General features: G+C 71.6%; 18 protein-coding genes. 8 read left to right on the top strand and 10 right to left on the bottom strand.

Annotation, left to right across the window (positions count from 1 at the left end):
* Nucleotides 1–16 precede the first annotated feature (16 nt).
* The gene (gene folE, locus ACFHWS_RS08165; RefSeq protein ID WP_416552098.1) at nt 17–643 is read left to right on the top strand and encodes a GTP cyclohydrolase I FolE; all 627 of its coding nucleotides are present in this window, start codon (nt 17–19) and stop codon (nt 641–643) included.
* A gap of 67 nt (nt 644–710) precedes the next feature.
* Here folE and ACFHWS_RS08170 read toward each other — a convergent pair whose 3' ends face one another.
* Nucleotides 711–1,403 carry a hypothetical protein gene (locus ACFHWS_RS08170; RefSeq protein ID WP_416552052.1) on the bottom strand — a complete coding sequence of 231 codons (693 nt, stop codon included), beginning with the start codon at nt 1,401–1,403 and terminating at the stop codon, nt 711–713.
* Nucleotides 1,400–4,180, bottom strand: a complete 2,781-nt coding sequence (locus tag ACFHWS_RS08175; RefSeq protein ID WP_416552051.1) for an FtsK/SpoIIIE domain-containing protein — start codon at nt 4,178–4,180, stop codon at nt 1,400–1,402. The genes ACFHWS_RS08170 and ACFHWS_RS08175 overlap by 4 nt, the downstream gene beginning before the upstream one ends.
* Before the next feature lie 216 nt (nt 4,181–4,396).
* Here ACFHWS_RS08175 and ACFHWS_RS08180 point away from each other — a divergent pair, with 216 nt between their 5' ends.
* The gene (locus ACFHWS_RS08180; RefSeq protein ID WP_416567926.1) at nt 4,397–4,948 is read left to right on the top strand and encodes a hypothetical protein; all 552 of its coding nucleotides are present in this window, start codon (nt 4,397–4,399) and stop codon (nt 4,946–4,948) included.
* Between the two features lie 10 nt (nt 4,949–4,958).
* On the opposite strand, the gene ACFHWS_RS08185 is transcribed toward ACFHWS_RS08180, so the two are convergent.
* The 7 genes from ACFHWS_RS08185 to ACFHWS_RS08215 all read right to left on the bottom strand — a co-directional run bounded on the left by ACFHWS_RS08185 (nt 4,959) and on the right by ACFHWS_RS08215 (nt 13,500).
* Nucleotides 4,959–5,546, bottom strand: coding sequence for a hypothetical protein (locus ACFHWS_RS08185; RefSeq protein WP_416567960.1), 588 nt, complete (start codon nt 5,544–5,546; stop codon nt 4,959–4,961).
* A gap of 33 nt (nt 5,547–5,579) precedes the next feature.
* The gene (locus ACFHWS_RS08190) at nt 5,580–6,707 is read right to left on the bottom strand and encodes a M23 family metallopeptidase (protein WP_416567927.1); all 1,128 of its coding nucleotides are present in this window, start codon (nt 6,705–6,707) and stop codon (nt 5,580–5,582) included.
* Nucleotides 6,704–7,252 carry a hypothetical protein gene (locus ACFHWS_RS08195; RefSeq protein WP_416552048.1) on the bottom strand — a complete coding sequence of 183 codons (549 nt, stop codon included), beginning with the start codon at nt 7,250–7,252 and terminating at the stop codon, nt 6,704–6,706. The genes ACFHWS_RS08190 and ACFHWS_RS08195 overlap by 4 nt, the downstream gene beginning before the upstream one ends.
* Before the next feature lie 6 nt (nt 7,253–7,258).
* Complete coding sequence (locus ACFHWS_RS08200; RefSeq protein WP_416567928.1) at nt 7,259–9,187, bottom strand: MFS transporter; 1,929 nt, start codon at nt 9,185–9,187, stop codon at nt 7,259–7,261.
* Nucleotide 9,188: 1 nt separating this feature from the next.
* Entirely contained in the window at nt 9,189–12,770 is a 3,582-nt protein-coding gene (locus ACFHWS_RS08205) for an ATP-binding protein (protein WP_416567929.1), read from the bottom strand.
* Between the two features lie 64 nt (nt 12,771–12,834).
* Nucleotides 12,835–13,197 (bottom strand): hypothetical protein, encoded by a 363-nt coding sequence (locus tag ACFHWS_RS08210; RefSeq protein WP_416552045.1) that lies wholly within the window; start codon nt 13,195–13,197, stop codon nt 12,835–12,837.
* Between the two features lie 15 nt (nt 13,198–13,212).
* A complete protein-coding gene (locus ACFHWS_RS08215) occupies nt 13,213–13,500 on the bottom strand; it encodes a hypothetical protein (protein ID WP_233606437.1) in 288 nt (95 codons plus the stop codon).
* A gap of 370 nt (nt 13,501–13,870) precedes the next feature.
* On the opposite strand from ACFHWS_RS08215, the gene folP reads away from it, so the two are divergent.
* The 6 genes from folP to ACFHWS_RS08245 all read left to right on the top strand — a co-directional run bounded on the left by folP (nt 13,871) and on the right by ACFHWS_RS08245 (nt 18,469).
* Complete coding sequence (gene folP / locus ACFHWS_RS08220; RefSeq protein WP_416552044.1) at nt 13,871–14,743, top strand: dihydropteroate synthase; 873 nt, start codon at nt 13,871–13,873, stop codon at nt 14,741–14,743.
* Nucleotides 14,740–15,162, top strand: coding sequence for a dihydroneopterin aldolase (folB, locus tag ACFHWS_RS08225; RefSeq protein ID WP_416552043.1), 423 nt, complete (start codon nt 14,740–14,742; stop codon nt 15,160–15,162). Before folP ends, folB begins: the two co-directional genes overlap by 4 nt.
* Nucleotides 15,159–15,686, top strand: a complete 528-nt coding sequence (folK, locus tag ACFHWS_RS08230) for a 2-amino-4-hydroxy-6-hydroxymethyldihydropteridine diphosphokinase (protein WP_416567930.1) — start codon at nt 15,159–15,161, stop codon at nt 15,684–15,686. Before folB ends, folK begins: the two co-directional genes overlap by 4 nt.
* Nucleotides 15,687–15,777: 91 nt before the next feature.
* Nucleotides 15,778–16,245: a DUF3180 domain-containing protein gene (locus ACFHWS_RS08235; RefSeq protein WP_416552041.1), complete on the top strand. Its 468-nt coding sequence runs from the start codon at nt 15,778–15,780 to the stop codon at nt 16,243–16,245.
* Between the two features lie 210 nt (nt 16,246–16,455).
* Nucleotides 16,456–18,048, top strand: a complete 1,593-nt coding sequence (locus ACFHWS_RS08240) for an ABC transporter permease (RefSeq protein WP_416567931.1) — start codon at nt 16,456–16,458, stop codon at nt 18,046–18,048.
* 100 nt (nt 18,049–18,148) lie between these two features.
* Complete coding sequence (locus ACFHWS_RS08245; RefSeq protein WP_416552038.1) at nt 18,149–18,469, top strand: hypothetical protein; 321 nt, start codon at nt 18,149–18,151, stop codon at nt 18,467–18,469.
* Nucleotides 18,470–18,490: 21 nt separating this feature from the next.
* Here the strand turns inward: ACFHWS_RS08245 and ACFHWS_RS08250 are convergent, their stop codons facing one another.
* Entirely contained in the window at nt 18,491–19,480 is a 990-nt protein-coding gene (locus ACFHWS_RS08250; protein ID WP_416552037.1) for an ABC transporter ATP-binding protein, read from the bottom strand.
* Between the last annotated feature and the right edge of the window lie 2 nt (nt 19,481–19,482).

Here is a 19,482-nt window from a genome sequence, read left to right on the forward strand (position 1 = left end):
ACCGGACGACGACGCGCTGGACTATCTCGCCGCCCGGCTGATCAACGGCAAACTCAACGGCACGCCGGTCGAGCGCTCCGTCGACCTGACCCGGATCGAGCACGCCGTACGGGAGATCCTCATCGCCGTCGGCGAGGACCCGGACCGTGACGGGCTGCGCCAGACGCCGGCCCGGGTCGCCCGGGCCTACGCCGAGCTGCTCGCGGGTCTGCGGGCCGACGCGGCCCAGGTGCTCACCACCACCTTCGAGGCTGACCACGACGAGCTGGTGCTGGTTCGCGACATCGAGGTGATGTCGCTGTGTGAGCACCACATGCTGCCGTTCCGGGGCGTGGCACACATCGGCTACATCCCCGGCACCACCGGCCGGATAACCGGCCTGTCGAAGCTGGCCCGCCTGGTCGAGGTCTACGCCCGACGACTACAGGTCCAGGAGCGGCTCACCGCACAGATCGCCGACATGCTGATGAGCCGGCTGGAGCCGCGTGGTGTGGTGACCGTCCTGGAGTGCGAACACATGTGCATGGCGATGCGCGGGATCCAGAAGGCCGGCGCCCGCACCATCACCTCGGCCGTCCGCGGTGTGTTCCAACGCGACGCGAAGTCCCGCGCCGAAGCGATGAGCCTGATCATCCACAGTTGACGCCGGCTGTTTCCGGTCTCTCGCCCGGCGGCTCAGGTTCACGCACGGCTGACACCAGTTGCCCGGTTCACCCGAGCAGCGAGATCAGTGCCGCCAGCACCAACGCCAGCACCAGCGGGACCGCGCAGACCAGCGCCCCCACCAACGGTGTGCGGTCCGGCCGTTGGCCCGGCCCGGCGAACACGAAACCGATCGCCAGCCAACCAAGGCCGAACGCGACCAGCGGCAGGACCAGTCCGCAGCCGAGGGCGTAGCCCACCGGCGCCCGGTCTCCGGCAACCACGAACATGGCCAACTGGATCATCAGTACGATCGCCGCGAACGGCCCGTACACCAGCAGGTTGCGTAGCCACGGCTGGGGACCGCCGGACGGACCCGCTGCGACGGCCAGGTCGCCGTTTGCGGCGTCGATCTGCGCGTGCGCCCGCGCGATCGCCGCCTGCCGAGCCGATGATTCGCCGGTCAGGGAGGCAGGCATCCCCACTGCGGCACCGGCCGAAGCCTCGGCTGATGCACTGACCGCAGCGTGGACTGCGGCTACCTCCGGCGGCACCGGATCGAGCACGTCAGGCGGTACGCCGAACCCGACCAGCTGACGCCGCTGGACAGCGAGGCGGTCGCGCAGCACCGTCAGGTCCACCTGGCGCCGGTCGCCGGCTGGACCGTCCGTCGGTAGCCCTTGGCCGTGGCGCAGCCGGGCCAGCCGCCGGGCGGCCGCCACGTACTCCGCCCACTCGCCTCCGGTGCCTTTCCCCGTCACGCCGCGCCCTCCCCAGTGTCGGCCACGGCGGGTTCCTCCCCGGTGCCGGCCACGGACCGGGCCGGTTGGAACGGTACGAAGACGGTGCGCCGGTCGGTCTGCGCGTCGTACAACAGTCCACGCTGCGGGCGGGGACGCCAGGCCGGCAGCCGGCCGGCGAGCCCGCCCGACCCAGCTGGCCTGGTCGGACCGGCCAACCCAGCCGATGCGACCCGCTCGACCTGGTCGGTCACTGGTCGATCGAGCAGGACGATCCCGGCGATCAGATCCGAACTTGGACCTAGGAATGCCAGGAACGGCTCCGGCTGCTCCCAGCCGGAGACCAGGTGGATGCCGCGGGCCGGCCCGGAATCCAACAGGTTGCGCAGGCGGGCGGCGGCCGGCCCGCCGAGTTCGAGAATGTCGGCCGTGGCGATGACCACGTACGCGGGGCCAGCCGCATCGCCCAGCGTCCGAAGTACCTCCAGATCCACGACCTCGGTTGGCTGACGGCCGTTGACCGCTCGGGCGAGCCCGGCTAACTGCTCCCGGTCGTGCTCGCCCATCGACAGCAACAGGATGCGGGCGGTGCCGGGCCGGTGGTGCGCCGCGACGCTGCGCACCACCGTGGCCAGCAGATCCGCCGTGCTGTCCCGGGAGCCGAAGATGGCGAGGTGGCGACCGGGGGCGCGTTCGAACCGGAACTCCGCTGTCCGCCCCGGCAGCTCGACGGCCCGGCCGAAGAGCCCGGCCGGGGTGTCCGGCGGGTCGGCCAGCACCCGCTGGTATGTCTCGTCCGATTCGAGTTCCGGCTGGCGGTAGCCGGCGAAGACCTGCGGCGGCCGGGCGTCAGCCGCGCGGCGGGACCACAACTTGCGGCGGAGCCCGGCCAACCCCGGCCGGTCGGTGTACGGGTCCGGAAAGTCGACGGTGCGTTCGTGGCCGCGGGTCGCCCCGCGCGGGCCGCCCAGCCCGCCTGCGGTGTTCACCACCGCCCGACCTGCCGGCAGCCCGACCGCGGCGTCGTTGTTCGGCTCCAGGAGCCAGTCACCGCCGGCCAGCACCACCCGGACCGGGAACTGGCTCAGCAGCGACTCCCGCCGCCACCAGCCACCGCCGGTCGACCTGTCGGCCGGATCGGGGCCGGCCCAGCCGCCCGACCCCGCCCAGCCGCCCGACCCGTCAGACCCGTCGGGTCCGATGCTCTGCTCCGACCTGGGAGCCGGGCCGGTCCCGGAGTCGGCGATCAGCAGGTGGACTCCGCTGCCGCGTCCGCCCCTGGCGATCCGTCCGAGCAGGTCGAGTGACTCGTCGGCGACCGGTTCGCTCAGGTCCAGCATCGGAGCCGGGTCCTTGAGGACGCAGAGCACGCGGGTCGTGCCCGTGGCGGCGGCGAGCTCGGCGAACCGGGTCGTCCCATTGCGGGCGGCCAGGAAGGATCGCCGGTCGACCTCCGCCGCCAACTGACGCAGCACCGACAGCCCGTACTCCGGGTCGGCGTCCACCCCGGCCGACGCGATGTGCGGCAGCCCGGACGGGTCGGTGGCGCCGGGCAGTACGCTGGCGAACGACTCGCCGGGCGACATATCGACCAGATGTACGGTCACCTCGGCGGGATCGTGCCGAACCGCCAACCCGTACAGAATGGTGGTCAGGAACCCGTCCACCTCGGAGCCGGCCTGGCCGGCCACCAACCAGTGCGGGGTGATGTCGTTGAACCGGAGCAGGACCGGGCGGTGCCCGTCGAACCCCGCTGCGGCCATCAGCCCGTCGGCGGCGGATTCGGCGACCGGGCCGCCCACCGGATCGGGCAGCAAATCGGTTAGCGGTGGACGGGAACCAGCCTCGGCCCGGGTGACGAGTTCCGCGCACACCTGATCGATCAGTTGCTGAGGCGGTTGCCGGTCCAGATACACCGGCGCGTCGAGCCCGCCGAGGTGGTCACCACCTGCTCCGGCCGGCAGGTCGCGGAAGGTGTCTCCGGGCGGGTCACCGACTAGGACGTACGGATTCCGTAGCCGCACCATGGTGCTCCGCGGCAGGTCGGCCCGGGCCTGTTCGGTGTCCAGCGGAGGTGGCGGCCAGCCGGCGACGACCAGATGCAGGCCATGCTCGGGGCCCACCTGGGCAAGCCGGGCGATCCAGTCGAGTACGGCACCGTCGGTGAGTTCGGGCAGCGAGGCGATCATCAGCAGCATGAACCGGCCCTGCCGGTGGTGTCGGGCGACCGCCGGTCGGGCCGGCCGGATCCACTGCTCCGCTTCGGCCAGCGCGGCCCGCAGCCCGGTGACGTCGGTGGCGGCCGAACGCAAGACGCCGGCCCCGATCAGCGGCCGGAAGGGGCCGAGTACATCCTCGCCCGCAGTGCCGACGCCGTCCACCGTACGCACCGAAAGCCGTTGCGGCGGTACGGCGGCCAGCAGGCGGAGCAGTACCGCGCGCAGCAGTCCGGCGACCCGCCGGTCGCGGATATCGCCGTCGAGCGTCAGATGACCGTTGCCGAGGAACGGGACGACCACCGGGAACCGGGCGTCGTCCAGTGGCTGGGCGATGCCGATCCGCAGGTGGCCGACGTGGTCGAGACCGCCCATCGGCATTGCTGGGGTCTGGGCGTCGAGCGGAGCGCCCCACCAGCCGGGGGCCAGCCGCGCCGCGAGGCTGCGGAGCTGCTCGGCGACCTCATGCTGATCGGAGCCGGTGGAACGTCGGCCGGCGGCCGCTTCCACCTGGCTCAGCGCGGCGACGACGGCTGCCGCCGAGCGGTGCAACGCGGCGGCGCGGCCCAGGTCCCTGCCCATGTCGACCACCTGCCTACCGCGCTGTACGGCAGCCCGTCCGTGGGCGCCGGTTGAGTTCAGACCTGAGACGGTATCCCAGCCGGTCCGCAACCGGATGCGGGGTGACCGACGTTTCTCGCCCGATCAGTACTCGCCAGGGTGCTTCGCCGGATATGCGACCAATTAGGACTCGGACCGGCTATTCAGTCTCACGTTCGCGGCGGATACTGTCGAGGGGTGGAGCAGACCCGGCCGGCGGCCCCCGTACGCCGCGAACGGGTGCCCCGGCAACGGACCGCTCCTGGCGTCGGAGCACCGCCCGTGGTGCCACCCGGCCGCCGGCTACGGCTGGCGCTGGTGCTGGCCGCCGGGATCACCGCGCTGCTCTGCCTCGGTGGCGTCAGCGTCGCGTTCGTCCTCTACACGAGCGTCACCACCCCCGACCGGGGCACCCCCGAATCAGCGACGCTGGGCTTCCTCGAGGCCTACCTGGTACAGCGCGACGACACCGTCGCCGCACTGCACCTCTGCGAGGATCCGTCGATCGCACCTCTTGCCGCCTACCGCGACAGCATCGTCGAGTGGGAGCAGCGCCAAGGGACGCTGTCCGCGAAAACCATCGGGCAGCTCACTACCGAGAACGCCACGGACAGCGACGCGGTTCTGACGGTGGTGATCGAACGTCGGATGGCCTCCAGCGGCTTGATCAACAGGCTGACGGACCGCTGGCGGATTACTGCAGTGGACGAGGGCGACTGGCGGGTCTGCCAGGTGGATCGGCTGGACTGACCGGTCGATGTCACTCCACCCAGACCAGATGGACCGGCAGTTCGATCGTCTCCGGCGGCTGGCCCGTCCACACCCACCGGTACCAGGCCAACTCGGTGGCCGCCCGGACACAGATGTCCCCGTCGGCGCCGGAGTGCAACTCGGTCACCGCGCGTAGGTCACGGCGTTCCTGACCGTCGTCCATGTGCACCAGCCGTCGGCCGACCAACGGCCCCGCGTCGACCACCGGCACCGGAAAGCGGGGTGCCGGGGCATCCAGCGACACGAGCCGGGACAGCACGTCGCCCCGCCCCGGGGCGGTCAGTGTGTCGTCCGGCTGCTCGACCCAGACCCGGTCGGCCGGCACCAGGGGAGCGAACACCTCCACCCCCTCCGATTCGGCCCGGTACCACTCCTGTTCCGGCAGCACCGGCACATAGGTGCGGCTGCGCTGGACGACCTTCTCGTCGCCGCGCAGGTCGCCGCGCCATCCGGTGCCCGGCAGGCCGACCCAGACCCGCCGGCCGCGTAACGTGGCTGCGACGGCGGCCGGTACCAGCGCCGTCGGTCGCGGCGGTCGAGGTGCCCAGTCCGGCTGGTCCGCGAACGGATCCGGCATCGGTTCCCGGGTCAACTCAGCTCCTCCGGTCGGTCAGCCACTCTCGCCGAGCGGTGCACCCCGCTCCCGCATGAACGGCACCGGGTTGACGGCTCCGCGGCTGCTGCGGTCTCCGTTGAGGTGGATCTCGTAGTGCAGGTGCGGGCCGGACGAGTTGCCGCTGGAGCCGACCTCGCCGATCACCTGTCCGGCGTCGACCAGGTCGCCTTCGTCAACTTCCGGCCGCTTCACCATGTGACAGTATCTCGTGATCACCTGGTCAGCGTGCAGGATGTCGACGAACCAGCCGCAGCCACCTTTGCTGGGCGAGCCGTCCACGTCGCAGTCGAGGCGGCCGTACTGGTCCGGGTCGCACCGGGAGACGATGACGCGGCCGGCCGAGGCGGCCCGGATCAGGGTGCCCTTCGGCTGGGCGATGTCCACGCCGTTGTGCCCGGGCCGGGAGCTGGTTCGGAAGCCGGACCCGACGTTGCCCGGCACCGGCCGGGTCCATCCCGAGGCGGCGACCTCGCCGTCGGCGGCGCAGCGCAGCAGCCCGTCCGGGCCGGCGACCGCGCGGGCCGCGCCGCCGGTGAGGATGTTGACGATCCGGGTCGCCAACGGTTCGTGCTTGGCGTACGCGTCCGGGAAGGCGCTGACCTGCACCCGCTGCGCGGCGTCGGTCAGCGCCATCGTCTCCCAGCCATCGATGGTGAGCAGCTTCTGGTAGAACTTCTGCGAGGAGTACGCCGGATCCTGTAGCTGTTCCGGGGTGCCCCAGCCCTGGCTGGGCCGCTGCTGGAACAGTCCGACCGAGTCGTGGTCGTTGCGGTCGCCGAGATGCCCCAGGTTTCGCAGTGCCGACTCCTGCATGGCGGTGGCCACCGCGATCACCCAGCCGCGCGGTGACACCGACAACTCTGCACCGACGTTGATGATCACGGCCGCGTTGGCGACCTGGTCCGGCCCGTACGGCCCGACCCGGGGTGCCTGGTCGGGATCGACCGGGCCGTCCCGCCCGCAGCCGAAGGTGGCGAACAACGCCGAGTCCGGCTCGTCGTCGCTGAACAGCACGGCACCGATCCCGCCGGTGCAGCAGAGCAGCACCAGCGTCGCGGTCAGCGCCACGGTCAAGGCGACGTGCCGGGCGGCACGGGTCCGCATGCCGGGGTTGTCGCTCATGCTCGCACCCAGTCGACGCCGTCGACCAGCCACTGTCCGTCGGGGCCGGTCAACCGTAGCCGCAACGTACCGGAATCCACCTCGATCACCACCTCGACCAGATTCGTCCCGTACGGGATGACCGCCGGTTCACCGGTCAGCCGCTCGGCCGGCACCGCCACCGGATCGACGCCGACCAGCTTCCCGGCCAGTTCCTCGGTGGCGTACGGACGCAGCCCGGCGTGCCACTGCTCGGCGTCGAGGCCGCGGTCGAGCCAGGCGGTCGCGAACGCGACGGCGACGGTCGGCGGATCGGCGGCACCGGGACTGGTCACCGGATCGGGTGCGGGTGCCACCGACCGGATTCCGTCGTCACCGGCGGTCGGGTCGATGGTCAACGCGGGTTGCGGACCCGGTGCACCCAGTAGCGGTCCGCTGGTCCCGTCATCACGGCCGACGACCTGACCGACGCCGACCACGCTGACCACGACGACGAGCAGCACGACCGCCAGCCCGACCCGGGACCGGAAGAGGAACCGGGTCAGGAAGGCGACGACGGTACGCATTCCAGGTCACCGGGCCTCGGTGCGGATGCGCGGCTTAGGCGCCTCGTCGGACTTGCGGGTGCTGTCGGGCCGGTAGACGGCGTACTGGTGCTCTTCGGCTGGGACGTCGGGCGCGGTCCACGTCGACGCACGACGGGGGCGACTCGATGGTCGGGGCGACCCGGGCAGGGTGGTGGGTTCGGAGCCGTCCTCCCGGCCGTCCGGCCGATCCCTGGCCGGTCCGGTGCCGCCGGCACCACCGGCGGGTCTGTCGCTGCTCGGGTCCTCCAACCGGGCCTCCGGCCGCACCACGGTCTGCTTGACGACGGTCTGGTCCCGTCCGTCCTTGGACTTGACCACGACCTGCTCGGGCTCGCGGGTCTCCCGGGTCTCCCGGAAGTACCGCAGGTGCCACGAACTGCCGCCGCCGTCCCGGCCGCCGAGGTCGGTGATCCGTCGGTACGGACGCAGCAGGAGCCAGCCGACCATGCCGCAGAGCCAGATCAGTACCACCTGCAGCCAGCCCGGCAAGGTGGGCGTGCTCATGATCAGGTCGACGGCGAACAGGTAGACGGCCGCCCCGGTGCCGAAGATCGCGATGTTGAAGACGGCGGCGACGACCGCGTTGCCGAGTCGACGCATCCCCGCTCCGGCCGGCCGGAGCAGACCGATGGTCCCGAGGATCGGCGCGGCGACGACCGCCCAGCGGAACAGCAGGAACCCGAGCAGAACCAGCAGCGACGCGGCGAGGTCGAACATGGCGAACATGGCTGCCGCGAAGATGGCGATCAGGCCGGTGCCGACCCGGTCCATCTCCCGGATGCCCTGCAGATGCTCGTACGCTTCCGGATCCTCGGTGCGGATCTGCTCGGCGACCGTCATCCACTGCCGGTTCTTCTGCGAAAGGATGGCATCCCGGCGCTGTGGATCGGCACGCATCAATTCGATCTCCGACCAGGTGAATGCCTGGGCGTCGTAGAGCGCGAAGCCGTACTTCTCCGCTGTCGGGCTGTCCGCCGAGCCAAGTACTCCGCGCAACCAGTTGCGGTACAACATGGCCGAGGTGATGGTGTCGCTGGCCCGGACCGCTGGCGGACGCTGATCGGAGCAGCGTTTGGCATCAGCTTCCGGGCACTCCTCGGCTGGGATCTCGACGGCCCGCGGTCCGACAGCCTCGTGGACCACACCCAGTGTGCTGGTCAGCGCGTCGTCCGCCAGGTTCGCCGAGCGGACCGGCCAAGCGGCGATCGCGGTCACCACCACCATGATCAGGACTGCCCAGCCGGCCGTCGTGATCATGTTGCTCATGTCCGACTGACGTGACCGCCAGATCAGGTAGAGACCGACCACACAGAGGGTGATCAGCCCGAAGACCGTGAAGACCTCGTCGTAGATCGCGGTGGTCGCCTGCGCCACCAGCGGGTCGGCCCAGGCGTACATGGTCCCTGGGTCCCAGGCCCGTTCCCGGATCGCGTTGGACGCCCCGACGATTGCGGTGGCGACCATCATCTCCAGGTTGGCGACCCCGTTGAACACGCCGACGTCGGCGTTCACCACCGAGGAGGCGCACCCGCCGTTGAGGTCGTACGTCGGGAACCGGTAGCCGGCGTACCCGTAGTTCATGTACAGCCCGCTGGCACCTTCGGTCTGCTCCGGTTGGGTGGCGAACCAGCCGCCGAAGCCGGAGTCGGGGGCGCTCGGTGCCGGCGGGTCGAGGCACTGCGCACGAGCCGAGCTGACGTCCTGCAGCCGGTCCAGACAGGCCCGGAAGTCGGCCTGCCAGGCCTCGACCGGACACAGGTCGACCGGTGCCTGGGCGGGCAGCTGGGCGACCGGCGCGACCGGGGCGGCCTGGGCCGGCGGGGTAGCGCCGAGCACCGGCCAGGAGATGCTCGCCACGGCGGCTGTCAGGACGGCGAGCAGGAGCGCGGTGCACCGGGTCGCGGTCCTCGCCACGTCATACCTCCAGGTCACTGAGCGCGGTCGGCAGACCGGCGGGTGCCGCCTGCGGCGTACCGGGTGTGGTGTCCAGATGATCGAGCAGTCCGTCCACGTACGAGACGTCCACCCGGACCTTCTGCACCCGACCGTCCACGTCGCGCATGATGAACTCCCGGAAGCCCAGCCGGCTCGCGGAAGAACTGTCTACGCTAGACAACGAGGCGAGCGTCGCCTCGTAACCGTCGTCCACCGGGACGCGCAGCAGGCGCAGCGCCTCGGCGGCGATCTCCTCGTCCTCGGCGATCCGGCCGACGAAGACGGTGGAGACCAGGTTCTGCACGTCCAGCCCGAGGATGTCCCGTGGATTCTGCGACGAGACCAGCGCGGCCAGGTTCCATTTGCGGGAGTCACGGGCCAGCCGGACCAGGAAGGACCGGCCGGACCGCCAGCCCTCCATGAAGTGCGCCTCGTCGAGGCCAACCAGTTTGCGCGACCCCATCGAGCCGCCGTAGCAGCGGCGTACCGCCAGCCGGTGGGCGGTGTGCAGCATCGGCAGCGCCAACGCCTCCTCGGCCGACCAGTACTCGCGTTCGATCTTCAGGTCGGGCAGCCGTAGCCCGGCCATGGTGATCACGGTCAGCGCGGCGTCGGCACCGAGCAGGCCCGGCTCCGGTGCACCGAAGAACAGCAGGGCCAGCGGCATCTCGGCGGTGTCCAGCAGCAGGTTGGCCAGCTCACGGCCGTCGTCGTCGAGCCCGCTGAGGCAGGCGACCACATCGTCCAAGGTGGAGGTCTCCTCGGCGGGCACCTGGCGGACCGCGTGCCGCAGCAGCGTGGCCGTCGACGACTCCCGGGCAACCTGCGGCGGCACCAGCATCATGCAGATGTCCTGGACCAGCATCCGGCGTTCGGCCCGGGCGTTCGATACGGAAATCTCGTACTCGCGGTCGCCGGCGGCTCCGGTGGCGAACTCGCCGCGCACCGGTGTCGGGATGAGTGAGTACGGCGCCAGGGTGCCCTGTTCGGAACCGGTCAGGTTTAGCACCCGCGAGTACGGCCGCAGCTCCGGCATGGCGCAGAGCCGGGCCAGCGGCCCGGACGGGTCGAGCAGGGTGACCTGCACGCCGCGCCGGGCGGCCAGGTAGCCGAGGGCGCCGAGCAGCGTCGACTTGCCGCCGCCCGGCTCGGCGACGAAGACGGCGAGCCCGGAACGTTCCCGGACCTCCATCGGGAAGTGCAGGTCGAGGAAGACCGGACGGCGGCAGGTGCCGGCGGTACGCCCGATCAGGTCGCCGCGCCGGTCGCCGACCGTCGACGCGGCCTGCGGCAGCGCGGCGGCCAGCAGGTTGACCGGCATCCGCCGGATGTATCCGGTGTTCGCCACCGGCTCCCCAGGGATGAACTCCCGGGCCAGCCAGTCCTGGTTCTTCGGATGCTGCAGCGAGATGCGCATCTCCCGGGAGTACAGCTGGATTAGCCGGCGGGCCCGTTCCAGACACTCTTCGCGGGTCCGGCCGCCGACGGCGATCCGGTGCCAGCCGTGCGCTCGGGCGGACTCGACCGGCAGGCCGGTGGTCATCTCGTCACCGATGTGCAGGGCCCGCTTGGCGAGCCGTTCCAACTCCGGCGGCGCGTCGATGCCGTGCTCGGCGTAGTCCAGTTGCTGCGAGCGAATCATCCGGAGCCGGTGCTCCAGGTTGCGAAACGAGTCGGCTGGTCCGAGCAGGTCGATCCGGGAGGAGATTTCCATCGGCCACGGCAGCCGTTCGTGGAAGTGCATCCATGGCTCGTGCCGCTCCGGGATCTCCAGCGGCTCCATTCGGCCGACTGCCAGCACCGCGACGTGCCGCTCCTCGCCGGTCATCCGGTTGACCAGCTTGAGCGTCGAGCCGTACGGGGTACGGTAGCGCTCGACCTGCTCGGTGAGGGCGAGCAGGTCGCCGCGGTCCCAGTTGCCGTCCCGCACCGGCGAGAGCATGGTTGGCGGGTTCATGCAGAGCGCGACCGACCGGTAGAGTAGCCATTCGAGTTCGCCGGCGGTGACCCGTCGACCCCGCATGCCGAAGGCACCCAGCACCTCGTCGAACTGCTCGACCATCCGGCCGAGCCGGCGGCGTTCGCTCTCGGCGACGCCGCGCCCGAACAGCCGCAGCACCCGTTCGGACAGTGAGTCGCCGAGCGACCGGCGGGCGAAGGTGATGCCCAGGTAGGTCTGCCCCTCGGCGTGGTTGACCGCCATCAGGTGCCGCTGGGCGGCGACCAGATGGTCGGACCAGGAGACCGCGTCGGAGACGTTGGGCAGGGGGTTGCTGGTCAGCGAGTCGATGGTGCGGGCCCACTCGTCGGCCGGGAACGGCCGGGTCGTGCGGCGTAGGTGCACCCGGAATCCGGCCAGGCCGGCGTACTGCTCGGAGATGGCGGACAGCAGCACTTCCCGCTCGGCGTCGGGCCGGAACGCCCAGCGTACCTCGGGCAGCCAGTACCAGGCGGTGACGGTGTTCGGGGTGAAGGTGAGATGGCCGGCGATCTCGGTGATGGCGAGTTCGGCGGCCGGATCCCGGTCGGTGAACTTGACCTTCGGGGGGCGGATCGGCACCGGCTTGATCAACTTGTCCGGTCGGTCGGCCTCGTCGGCCCGCCGGCGGGCCCGCTTGCCCTTGCCCTTACCGCGGACCGGTGCATTGGCCGGCGGCGGCTGGTGCACCGGTGCGGGTGCGGTGCGCTGTTGGGGTGCGGTTGCGGCGTGCTGCTGGGGTGCTGGTGCGGCGTGCTGCGGCATCGCCGGTGGCCGGCGTTGCGCTGGTGTGCCATCTCGCTGCGCTGCCTCGGCCGGGTGTGCCGAGTCGGGCCGGTTCCGAACGGGTTGCTTGGTCGGACCGGGCCGGCGGGGGGCGGTGGGCGGTGGCGGCAGGACCGGTGCCGGCGGCACTGTGGACGCCGACGTGACCGGCTGGCCGTCGCGCGGTGCGGCCGGTTCGGCTGCGGGGGCCGGGCCGCCGGCGGTACGCGGGGTGGGCATGGCAGTCCGGCGCTGAACCGGTGGGTCGGGTGAACCGGACAGCGCCGAGCCGATCGGACCGGCGGGTGGGGTGTTCCTGGCTGACGCGTCGCCGGGAGTTCCTTGCGGATCGTGGCGGGTGGGCGGTCCGATGGCGGTCTGCTGGGCCGGCGGTGCGATCGCGTCGTGTCGGGCGGGCGGTTCGATGGCGTCGTGCTGCGTTGGTGGTGCGATCGCGTCGTGTTGGGCCGAGCGCCGGATCGCCGTCCGTGGCGTGCGGCCCGGCTGGTGGCCACCGGCCGGGCCGGCATCCGGAAAAAGGTCCAGGAATGGCGAGTCGATGTCGGTGTTGTCGCTCATACCGGCTCTGGGGGTGGGCACTGGTGGCGCCGGCGGTGGGGTCCGCGTCGGCCGGCTGCTGCGGGACGCTGCGGGTGCTTGGAAGTAGGCGACCGCGCCGTGGCTGGGGCTGGTGACCAGTCCGGTGTCGGTCGACTCGCCCAGCGCGGCGTCGTAGTCGCTCGATCGCTTACCGTTACCGCGGGTGCCGGCCGGCTGGCCGGCCGGGTGGGAGGAGCCCGGCGGGGTTGATCGGCTCATGCCATCGCCTCACGCCGCCCGCCAGCCGGGTGGGCGGCGGCTGTGGTTCGGTGGTTGGTGCGGGTCATGCCAACTCCTCCCGAATCCGGATGTGGCTGGCGACCAGCCGCGGGTCTCGCTGTTCGGCGGCGGGTTCCCTGGTGCGGCGCCAGTCGGTGAGGGCGGTCCGGACCACCATCCGGGCGGGCCGATCCGGGTCGACGTACCGGAAGATGAAGGAGGTGGTGACGATCGCCAGTGCGATCTCCCAGGCGGGGAAGAGCTCCACGGTGAAGGTGAACGCCCAGTGGATGAACATGTAGAGCGGTACGAGGAGGATGAAGACCCCGTACTGGGCATATGGCAGGTGGATCGGCAACGTGTAGCCGGGCGGGCCGAGGTAGACCAGCCGGGCGCGGTAGATGTCGTCGTCGGTACGCAGCCGCATCCTGTGCCCCGCGCTCTATTCGAACATCAGGTTGATGAGGTAGTCGCCGACGAAGAAGAGCGTCGCCGCTCCGGCGATGAACGCCAAACCCACGATCGCGATCGCGGAGCTGGTCAGGACCTTGGAGATCTCACCTTTGCTGGCCCGGCCGATGAAGATCACGCCCAGCACCGCCAGCAGGATCGGCGCGACCTTGCTGGCAAGGAAGGAGACAACGCCCTCGGTGTTGAAGCCGGTCGGTGCCGGGTCCGGCTCACCGGCCGGCGCGGCCAGTAGCGGCAGCGTGTCGACAACGGAGGCCATGGCGGCGTTGACCGTGTCGACGAGCGTTGTTTCGATCATGGGAACCTCCCCGGTGTGCGGCCGGCGAAGCCGGGGCACTGCAGTTGTCCAGCCTCACGGACGTGTCGGGTCGTGCCGCGAGTTTCGACCCTGCGTCCGGCGATCACCGCGTACGGTGAAGATTTGTGGGCTTTTTGTCCAACTTCAGCCCTTCTCCTCGGCGTTGCCCTCGCTGACCACCAGCAACTGCAAAGCGTACGGGCCACCCCTGTCTGGTACAAGCTGCGTGCAACTCGACCGACAGCGCCGCCGTGCCGCCGTTGTCTGGTTCGAGAGTACCCAGCATGCCCTCTGCCGGCCGACACCGAGCCGCGCCGGTACCGTCCTACCCGTGACCGATCTGCTGCGGCCGGCCCGGCCGGTCGTGATGGGCGTTCTCAACGTCACGCCTGACTCCTTTTCCGACGGCGGGCGGTACGCCGACCTCGACGCCGCCGTCGCCCACGGCGTCCGGCTGCACCGCGACGGCGCCGACCTGATCGACGTCGGCGGTGAGTCGACCCGGCCGGGCGCGGTGCGGATCGACGCCGCGACCGAGGCGGCCCGGGTGCTTCCGGTCGTCCGGGCGCTCGCCGCCGCCGGCGTACCGATGAGCATCGACACCACCCGGGCGACGGTCGCCGCCGCCGCGCTGGCCGCCGGGGCGGTGGTGGTGAACGACGTCTCCGGCGGTCTGGCGGATCCACGGATGGCCGAGGTGGTCGCCGAGGCCGGCTGCCCGTGGATTCTGATGCACTGGCGCGGGCACTCCGACCGGATGCAGGACCTGGCGCACTACCGCGACGTGGTCGGCGAGGTCCGCGCCGAGCTCGCCGCCCGGATCGACGCCGCGCTGACCGCCGGGGTGGCCGCCGACCGGCTCGTCGTTGACCCCGGTCTTGGCTTCGCCAAGCGGGCGGAGCACAACTGGCAGCTCACCGTCCGTCTGCCCGAGCTGCTCGACCTCGGTTGCCCGTTGCTCTTCGCGGCCAGCCGCAAGTCCTACCTGGGCCAACTGCTCGCCGACCCGGCAGGCCAGCCACGGCCGGTCGACCAACGGGCTGCGGCGACCATCGCCACCAGTCTGTTGGCGGTCGCCGCCGGCGCCTGGGGAGTCCGGGTACACGACGTCCGGGACACCGTCGACGCGCTGGCGGTGTGGCAGGCCAGCGGACGCCCCAGGATCGTCCCGGACGCCGACGAGCCGCCGGGGAGCCGTCAATGACCGACCACCAGCCCGCCGCAGGGCCGTCGCCCAATCTGGGTGCCGTGCGGCCGTCAACGACCGACCGGATCGTGCTGACCGGGCTGCGTGCCCGTGGTCGGCACGGCGTCTACCCGCAGGAACGGGCCACCGGGCAGGACTTCGTCGTCGACGTCGAGCTCACCGTCGACCTCGCGCCGGCGGCCGCCTCGGATGACGTCACCAACACCGTGCACTACGGCGAGCTGGCCGACCGGCTGGTCGCGATCGTCAGCGGCGAGCCGGTGAACCTGATCGAGACGCTGGCCGACCGGCTGGCCGCCCAGTGCCTGGCGGACCACCGGGTCTGTTCGGTCACGGTGACCGTGCACAAGCCGCAGGCGCCGATTCCGCACCCGTTCACCGACGTCGCGGTCGTGCTGACCCGGAGCCGACCGTGACCCGGGCGGTGCTTGCGCTGGGCAGCAATCTCGGTGACCGGTACGGGCGGTTGCGCGCGGCGGTACGGTCGCTGGACGACGTACTGCTGGTCGTCTCCGGGGTTTACGAAACCCCGCCATGGGGCGACCCGGCGCAGCCCGACTACCTCAACGCGGTCGCGCTGGCGGCCGACCCGGGTGCCGCGCCGGCCGATTGGCTCGACCGGTGCCGCGGCCTCGAACGGGCCGCCGGGCGGGTGCGTGACCCGGACCGGCCGTACGGGCCCCGCAGCCTGGACGTGGACGTCGTCGCCGTGTGGACCGACGACGACACCCCCGTGTTCAGCGACGATCCTGAGCTGGTGCTGCCTCACCCCCGGGCACGGCTGCGGGCGTTCGTGCTGCGACCGTGGATCGACATCCAGCCGTACGGCCACCTGCCCGGCCACGGCTGGCTGACCGACCTGCTCAACCACGATCCGGTCGCCGGGGACCTGCTCGAACTGCGCCCCCGACCGGATCTGCCGCTAGAGTCGACCCAGTGAACGTGCGTCTGTCGATCACCTTGCCGGGGTTGATGCTGCCGTGACCGGACCGGGAGTCAGTCCGCGTGGACGGGAGCCTGACGAGCCGCGGATGGGGCCTACCAGGTCGTCCACCCTGGTGGTGGCGGCGCTGGCCGCCGCGGCGGTCGGCTGGCTGGTGATCAGCAGCTGGTACGTACGGATGCCGGTCCTACCCTGGCTACCCTCCGTGACTTTGGCGGCATTGGCCGTGTTCGAAGGGTACGCGGCGCTGAACACCCGGGCCCGGGTCGACCGCCAGCCTGGGCACGATCCGGTCAACCCGCTGCTCGCCGCCCGCTTCGTGGTGTTGGCCAAGGCGTCCTCCCTCGCCGGGGCGATCTTCGCCGGCTTCTACGCCGGTCTGGTGCTGTGGCTGTTCATCCAGCCGACCCGGGCGGCGAGCAACGACCTGCCGACCGCCGGCAGCGGTCTGGTCGCCGCAGTCGCGCTGGTGGCGGCGGCGCTCTGGCTGGAGCGGGCCTGCCGGGTCCCGAACCGCCCGGAGGACTCCGACGCCCCGGACCAGCCGGCCGACTGACCCCTTCCGCTGCCTGACTGACCAGTCTGTCAGGCCGGTCCGCCGGGCCGGTGCCAACCCGGCATCGACCCGGTCCCGGGCATCTCGGCCGGATACGGGGGGTGACGGCCGGACCCGGTCGCGGGTACGGTGCCTGCGACCGGTACGGCTGCCCGGGCCACCGCGCGGACGCCACACGCTGGTCGATTGAGCGACCAGAGGAGACGCGGTATGGCGTACGACGATTCGCCTTATCGCCGGCGGAACGCGAGCACCTCGGATCCGACCGGCCACCGTCAGCCCGGCGACACCCGCTACGGCGACACCCGCTACGGCGACACCCGCTACGGCGACACCCGCTACGGCGACGCGCGGTATCCGGCGGCCGAGCCCGGTCGGCGCGGCCCGGCCGGCCACTCGACGAGCTCCTTCTCCACCGTTGCGGACTTCTCCACCACCGGACGCTCCACCACTGCGGACTTTGCCGCGACCGGGAACTCGCCCGCTGCCGCGGACCGGCCCACGCATGGCTCCTCTACCACCCGGCACAGCCGCCGTCGCCTGACGTCCACCGCGCTCGACGACGTCTTCGACGACCCCTACCACGGCGAACGCGGCCGGGACCGACTCGGCGTGCACCTCGTCTGGGAACTGATCCTGCTGCTGGCGGTCGGTGGGATCGGCTATCTCCTCTACCAGGTCGACCCGGGCCTCACCAGCGCCGGCACCCGCGATCCGCTGCTGGTCTACGCGACCGGGCTCGGCCTGTTCGCGCTCGCCGCCGGGATCACGCTGCGCGCCGGGGCGCCGAACCTGGCCATCGGACCGGTGGCGGTGGCCGCCGCGCTGCACTTCGCCGAGAACGGCGACAACGGCGTGGTGCCGGTGCTGGTCACCGGCACCATCTGGGCGGTGGTGCTCGGCGCGGGGACGGCGCTGCTGGTCACCGGCCTGCAGGTGTCCGGTTGGGCGGGCAGTCTGGTCGCCGCCTGCGTGGCGGTCGTCTTCATCCAGCAGCGGTCCGGCCCGGTCGACCTGCAGGGTGCCTTCGACCCGACCGGCCAGGCGTTCGTGCTCTTCGGCGGCTTCGTCGTGCTGGCGTTGCTCGGTGGATCCCTCGGCACGATCAAGTCGATCCGGCGGGGGGTCGGGCGGTTCCGCCCGGTTGCCGATCCGGCCGATCGGCGGGGCGGCGTCGCCGCGCTGGTCACCAGCGGTGCGCTGATCCTGTCGATGGTCTTCGCGGTGGTCGGCGGGGTGCTGCTGGCCGCCGTCGGCAACGGCCCGGTCAGCCCGTCGGTGGGGCTGGAGTGGACGGCGGTGGCGATCGGTGCGGCGCTGCTCGGCGGGACCAGCGTATTCGGCCGCCGGGGCGGTGTCTTCGGGTCCGTGTTGGCGGTGATCGGCCTGACCCTCTTCATCAGGTACGCAGAGCTGCGCGACCTCGACATCGCGCTGTACGCCACCGGTGCCGTCGCGGTGGTGGTCGGGCTGGCGGTGACCCGTCTGGTGGAGACGTTCGGCCGGCCACGGTCGACGTCGGTCGACGACGCCGACGAGGCCCAGGAAGCCGAGCAGACCGCAGGCGAGTCGACTGGTGAACCCGAGCCGGTCTACTACGACGGTCAGCTGGCGGACTGGTCGGAGCCGGCCCGGGCCGAGGCCGGGTGGCCATCCGACCCGCCAACCGGCGGCCAGCAGTCCTGGTCGGCCTCCCTGCCCGCCCAGCCGGCGCCGGCCCGGGACCGCTGGGACACCAGCGACAACTGGGACACCAGCGACAACTGGGGCGCCGACGACCACTGGGGCACCGAGAGTCGCTGACCCACGCCGGCTCGCCTGGCCTGCCGCCGGCCTGTCTGACCCGCCGACAAGCCCGCTAGCTGCCGAGCCAGCGACGGGCCGGCGGGTTAGGCTCGCAGGCATGACCGAATCGCCGGCCGCGAACCACGCCACGCCGACCTTCGAGGAGCTCGATCAGCTCTCCACCGAGCAGTTGCGGGAGCAGGCGTTCGAGCTGGCCCGGCAGCGTAAGGACCTGGGCTTCTTCTGGTCGATAACTCAGCGGCTGTCCCGGGCCGACGACGCCAGTGAGCTGGACGGCGCGCCGAACTCGATCGGCCCGACCGTCGAGGACGCGGTGGCGCTGTGGCGGGAGTTCACCGGCCACGAGTACGGCGAGTCGGAGCCGTTGCTACGGGCAGCGTTCATCGACTACCTGCTAAGGCCCGGGCAGCGGAGCTGACGCAGGTCAGCCGGCATCGGGTCAGCTGGCGTCGAGGATCCGGCGTCGGCTCACCACGCCGATCGGCTGGTCGGCGTCGTCGACCACCCGGGCGTGCTCCGCGCCGGTGACCAGCAACCGGGCCAGCGCGTCGTAGAGCGAGGTACCCAAAGCGAGGGTGGGCAGCCCGGCCGGAACCGGGTCCGCCGGTTCGTCGTCGAGCAGTTCGCGGCTCACCGGGGTGACCGCGAGCCGGCGGATCGCCCGGTCGGCGCCGACGAACTCGGTCACGAACGGGGTCGCCGGCCCGCCGAGTAGTTCGGCCGGTGCCGCGTACTGCTCCAGCCGGCCGCCTTCGGACAGTACGGCGATCCGGTCGCCCAGCCGTACCGCCTCGTCCAGGTCGTGGGTGACCAGCACGATTGTCTTGCGTACCTCGGCCTGCAGCCGGAGGAACTCCTCCTGCAGCCGGCCGCGGGCGATCGGGTCGACCGCGGAGAACGGCTCGTCCATCAGCAGAACGACCGGGTCGGCGGCAAGCGCCCGGGCGACGCCGACCCGCTGGCGTTGTCCGCCGGACAGTTCGTGCGGGTAGCGCTTGCCGTACCGGCCCGGTTCCAGCCCGACCAGGTCGAGTAGTTCGTCGGCGCGGCGCCGGATCCGGTCCCGCTGCCAGCCGAGCAGCCGGGGGACCGTGCCGACGTTGGCCCGGATGGTCTGGTGCGGGAAGAGCCCCACGTGCTGGATCACGTACCCGATCCGGCGGCGCAGCAGTACCGGGTCGACCTGGGTGACGTCCTCGTCGCCGAGCATGATCCGCCCGGTGGTCGGCTCGATCAGCCTGTTGATCATCCGGAGCACGGTGGACTTGCCGCAGCCGGACGGGCCGATCAGCACCACCAACTGGCCGGCGGGGATCTCCAGGGAGAGGCTCTGTACGGCGCGTGTCCCGTCCGGGAACCGCTTGCCGATGTCGGTCAAGGTGATCGCTGCCGCGCCGTCGGCGTCGGTGTCCCGCACGGTACCGTCCACCT

The organism is Micromonospora sp. LOL_013 (assembly GCF_048060315.1).
In the GTDB taxonomy this organism is placed as follows: Bacteria; Actinomycetota; Actinomycetes; order Mycobacteriales; family Micromonosporaceae; genus Micromonospora_E.

Coding starts and splice junctions, on each gene's coding strand:
- ACFHWS_RS08175 (WP_416552051.1), bottom strand. CDS start 4,180: ATGGGCAGGGACCTGGGCCGCGCCGCCGCGTTGCACCGCTCGGCGGCA.
- ACFHWS_RS08205 (WP_416567929.1), bottom strand. CDS start 12,770: ATGAGCCGATCAACCCCGCCGGGCTCCTCCCACCCGGCCGGCCAGCCG.
- ACFHWS_RS08210 (WP_416552045.1), bottom strand. CDS start 13,197: ATGCGGCTGCGTACCGACGACGACATCTACCGCGCCCGGCTGGTCTAC.
- ACFHWS_RS08245 (WP_416552038.1), top strand. CDS start 18,149: ATGACCGAATCGCCGGCCGCGAACCACGCCACGCCGACCTTCGAGGAG.
- folB (WP_416552043.1), top strand. CDS start 14,740: ATGACCGACCACCAGCCCGCCGCAGGGCCGTCGCCCAATCTGGGTGCC.
- ACFHWS_RS08190 (WP_416567927.1), bottom strand. CDS start 6,707: ATGAGCGACAACCCCGGCATGCGGACCCGTGCCGCCCGGCACGTCGCC.
- ACFHWS_RS08215 (WP_233606437.1), bottom strand. CDS start 13,500: ATGGCCTCCGTTGTCGACACGCTGCCGCTACTGGCCGCGCCGGCCGGT.
- ACFHWS_RS08185 (WP_416567960.1), bottom strand. CDS start 5,546: ATGCCGGATCCGTTCGCGGACCAGCCGGACTGGGCACCTCGACCGCCG.
- ACFHWS_RS08235 (WP_416552041.1), top strand. CDS start 15,778: ATGGGGCCTACCAGGTCGTCCACCCTGGTGGTGGCGGCGCTGGCCGCC.
- ACFHWS_RS08240 (WP_416567931.1), top strand. CDS start 16,456: ATGGCGTACGACGATTCGCCTTATCGCCGGCGGAACGCGAGCACCTCG.
- ACFHWS_RS08195 (WP_416552048.1), bottom strand. CDS start 7,252: ATGCGTACCGTCGTCGCCTTCCTGACCCGGTTCCTCTTCCGGTCCCGG.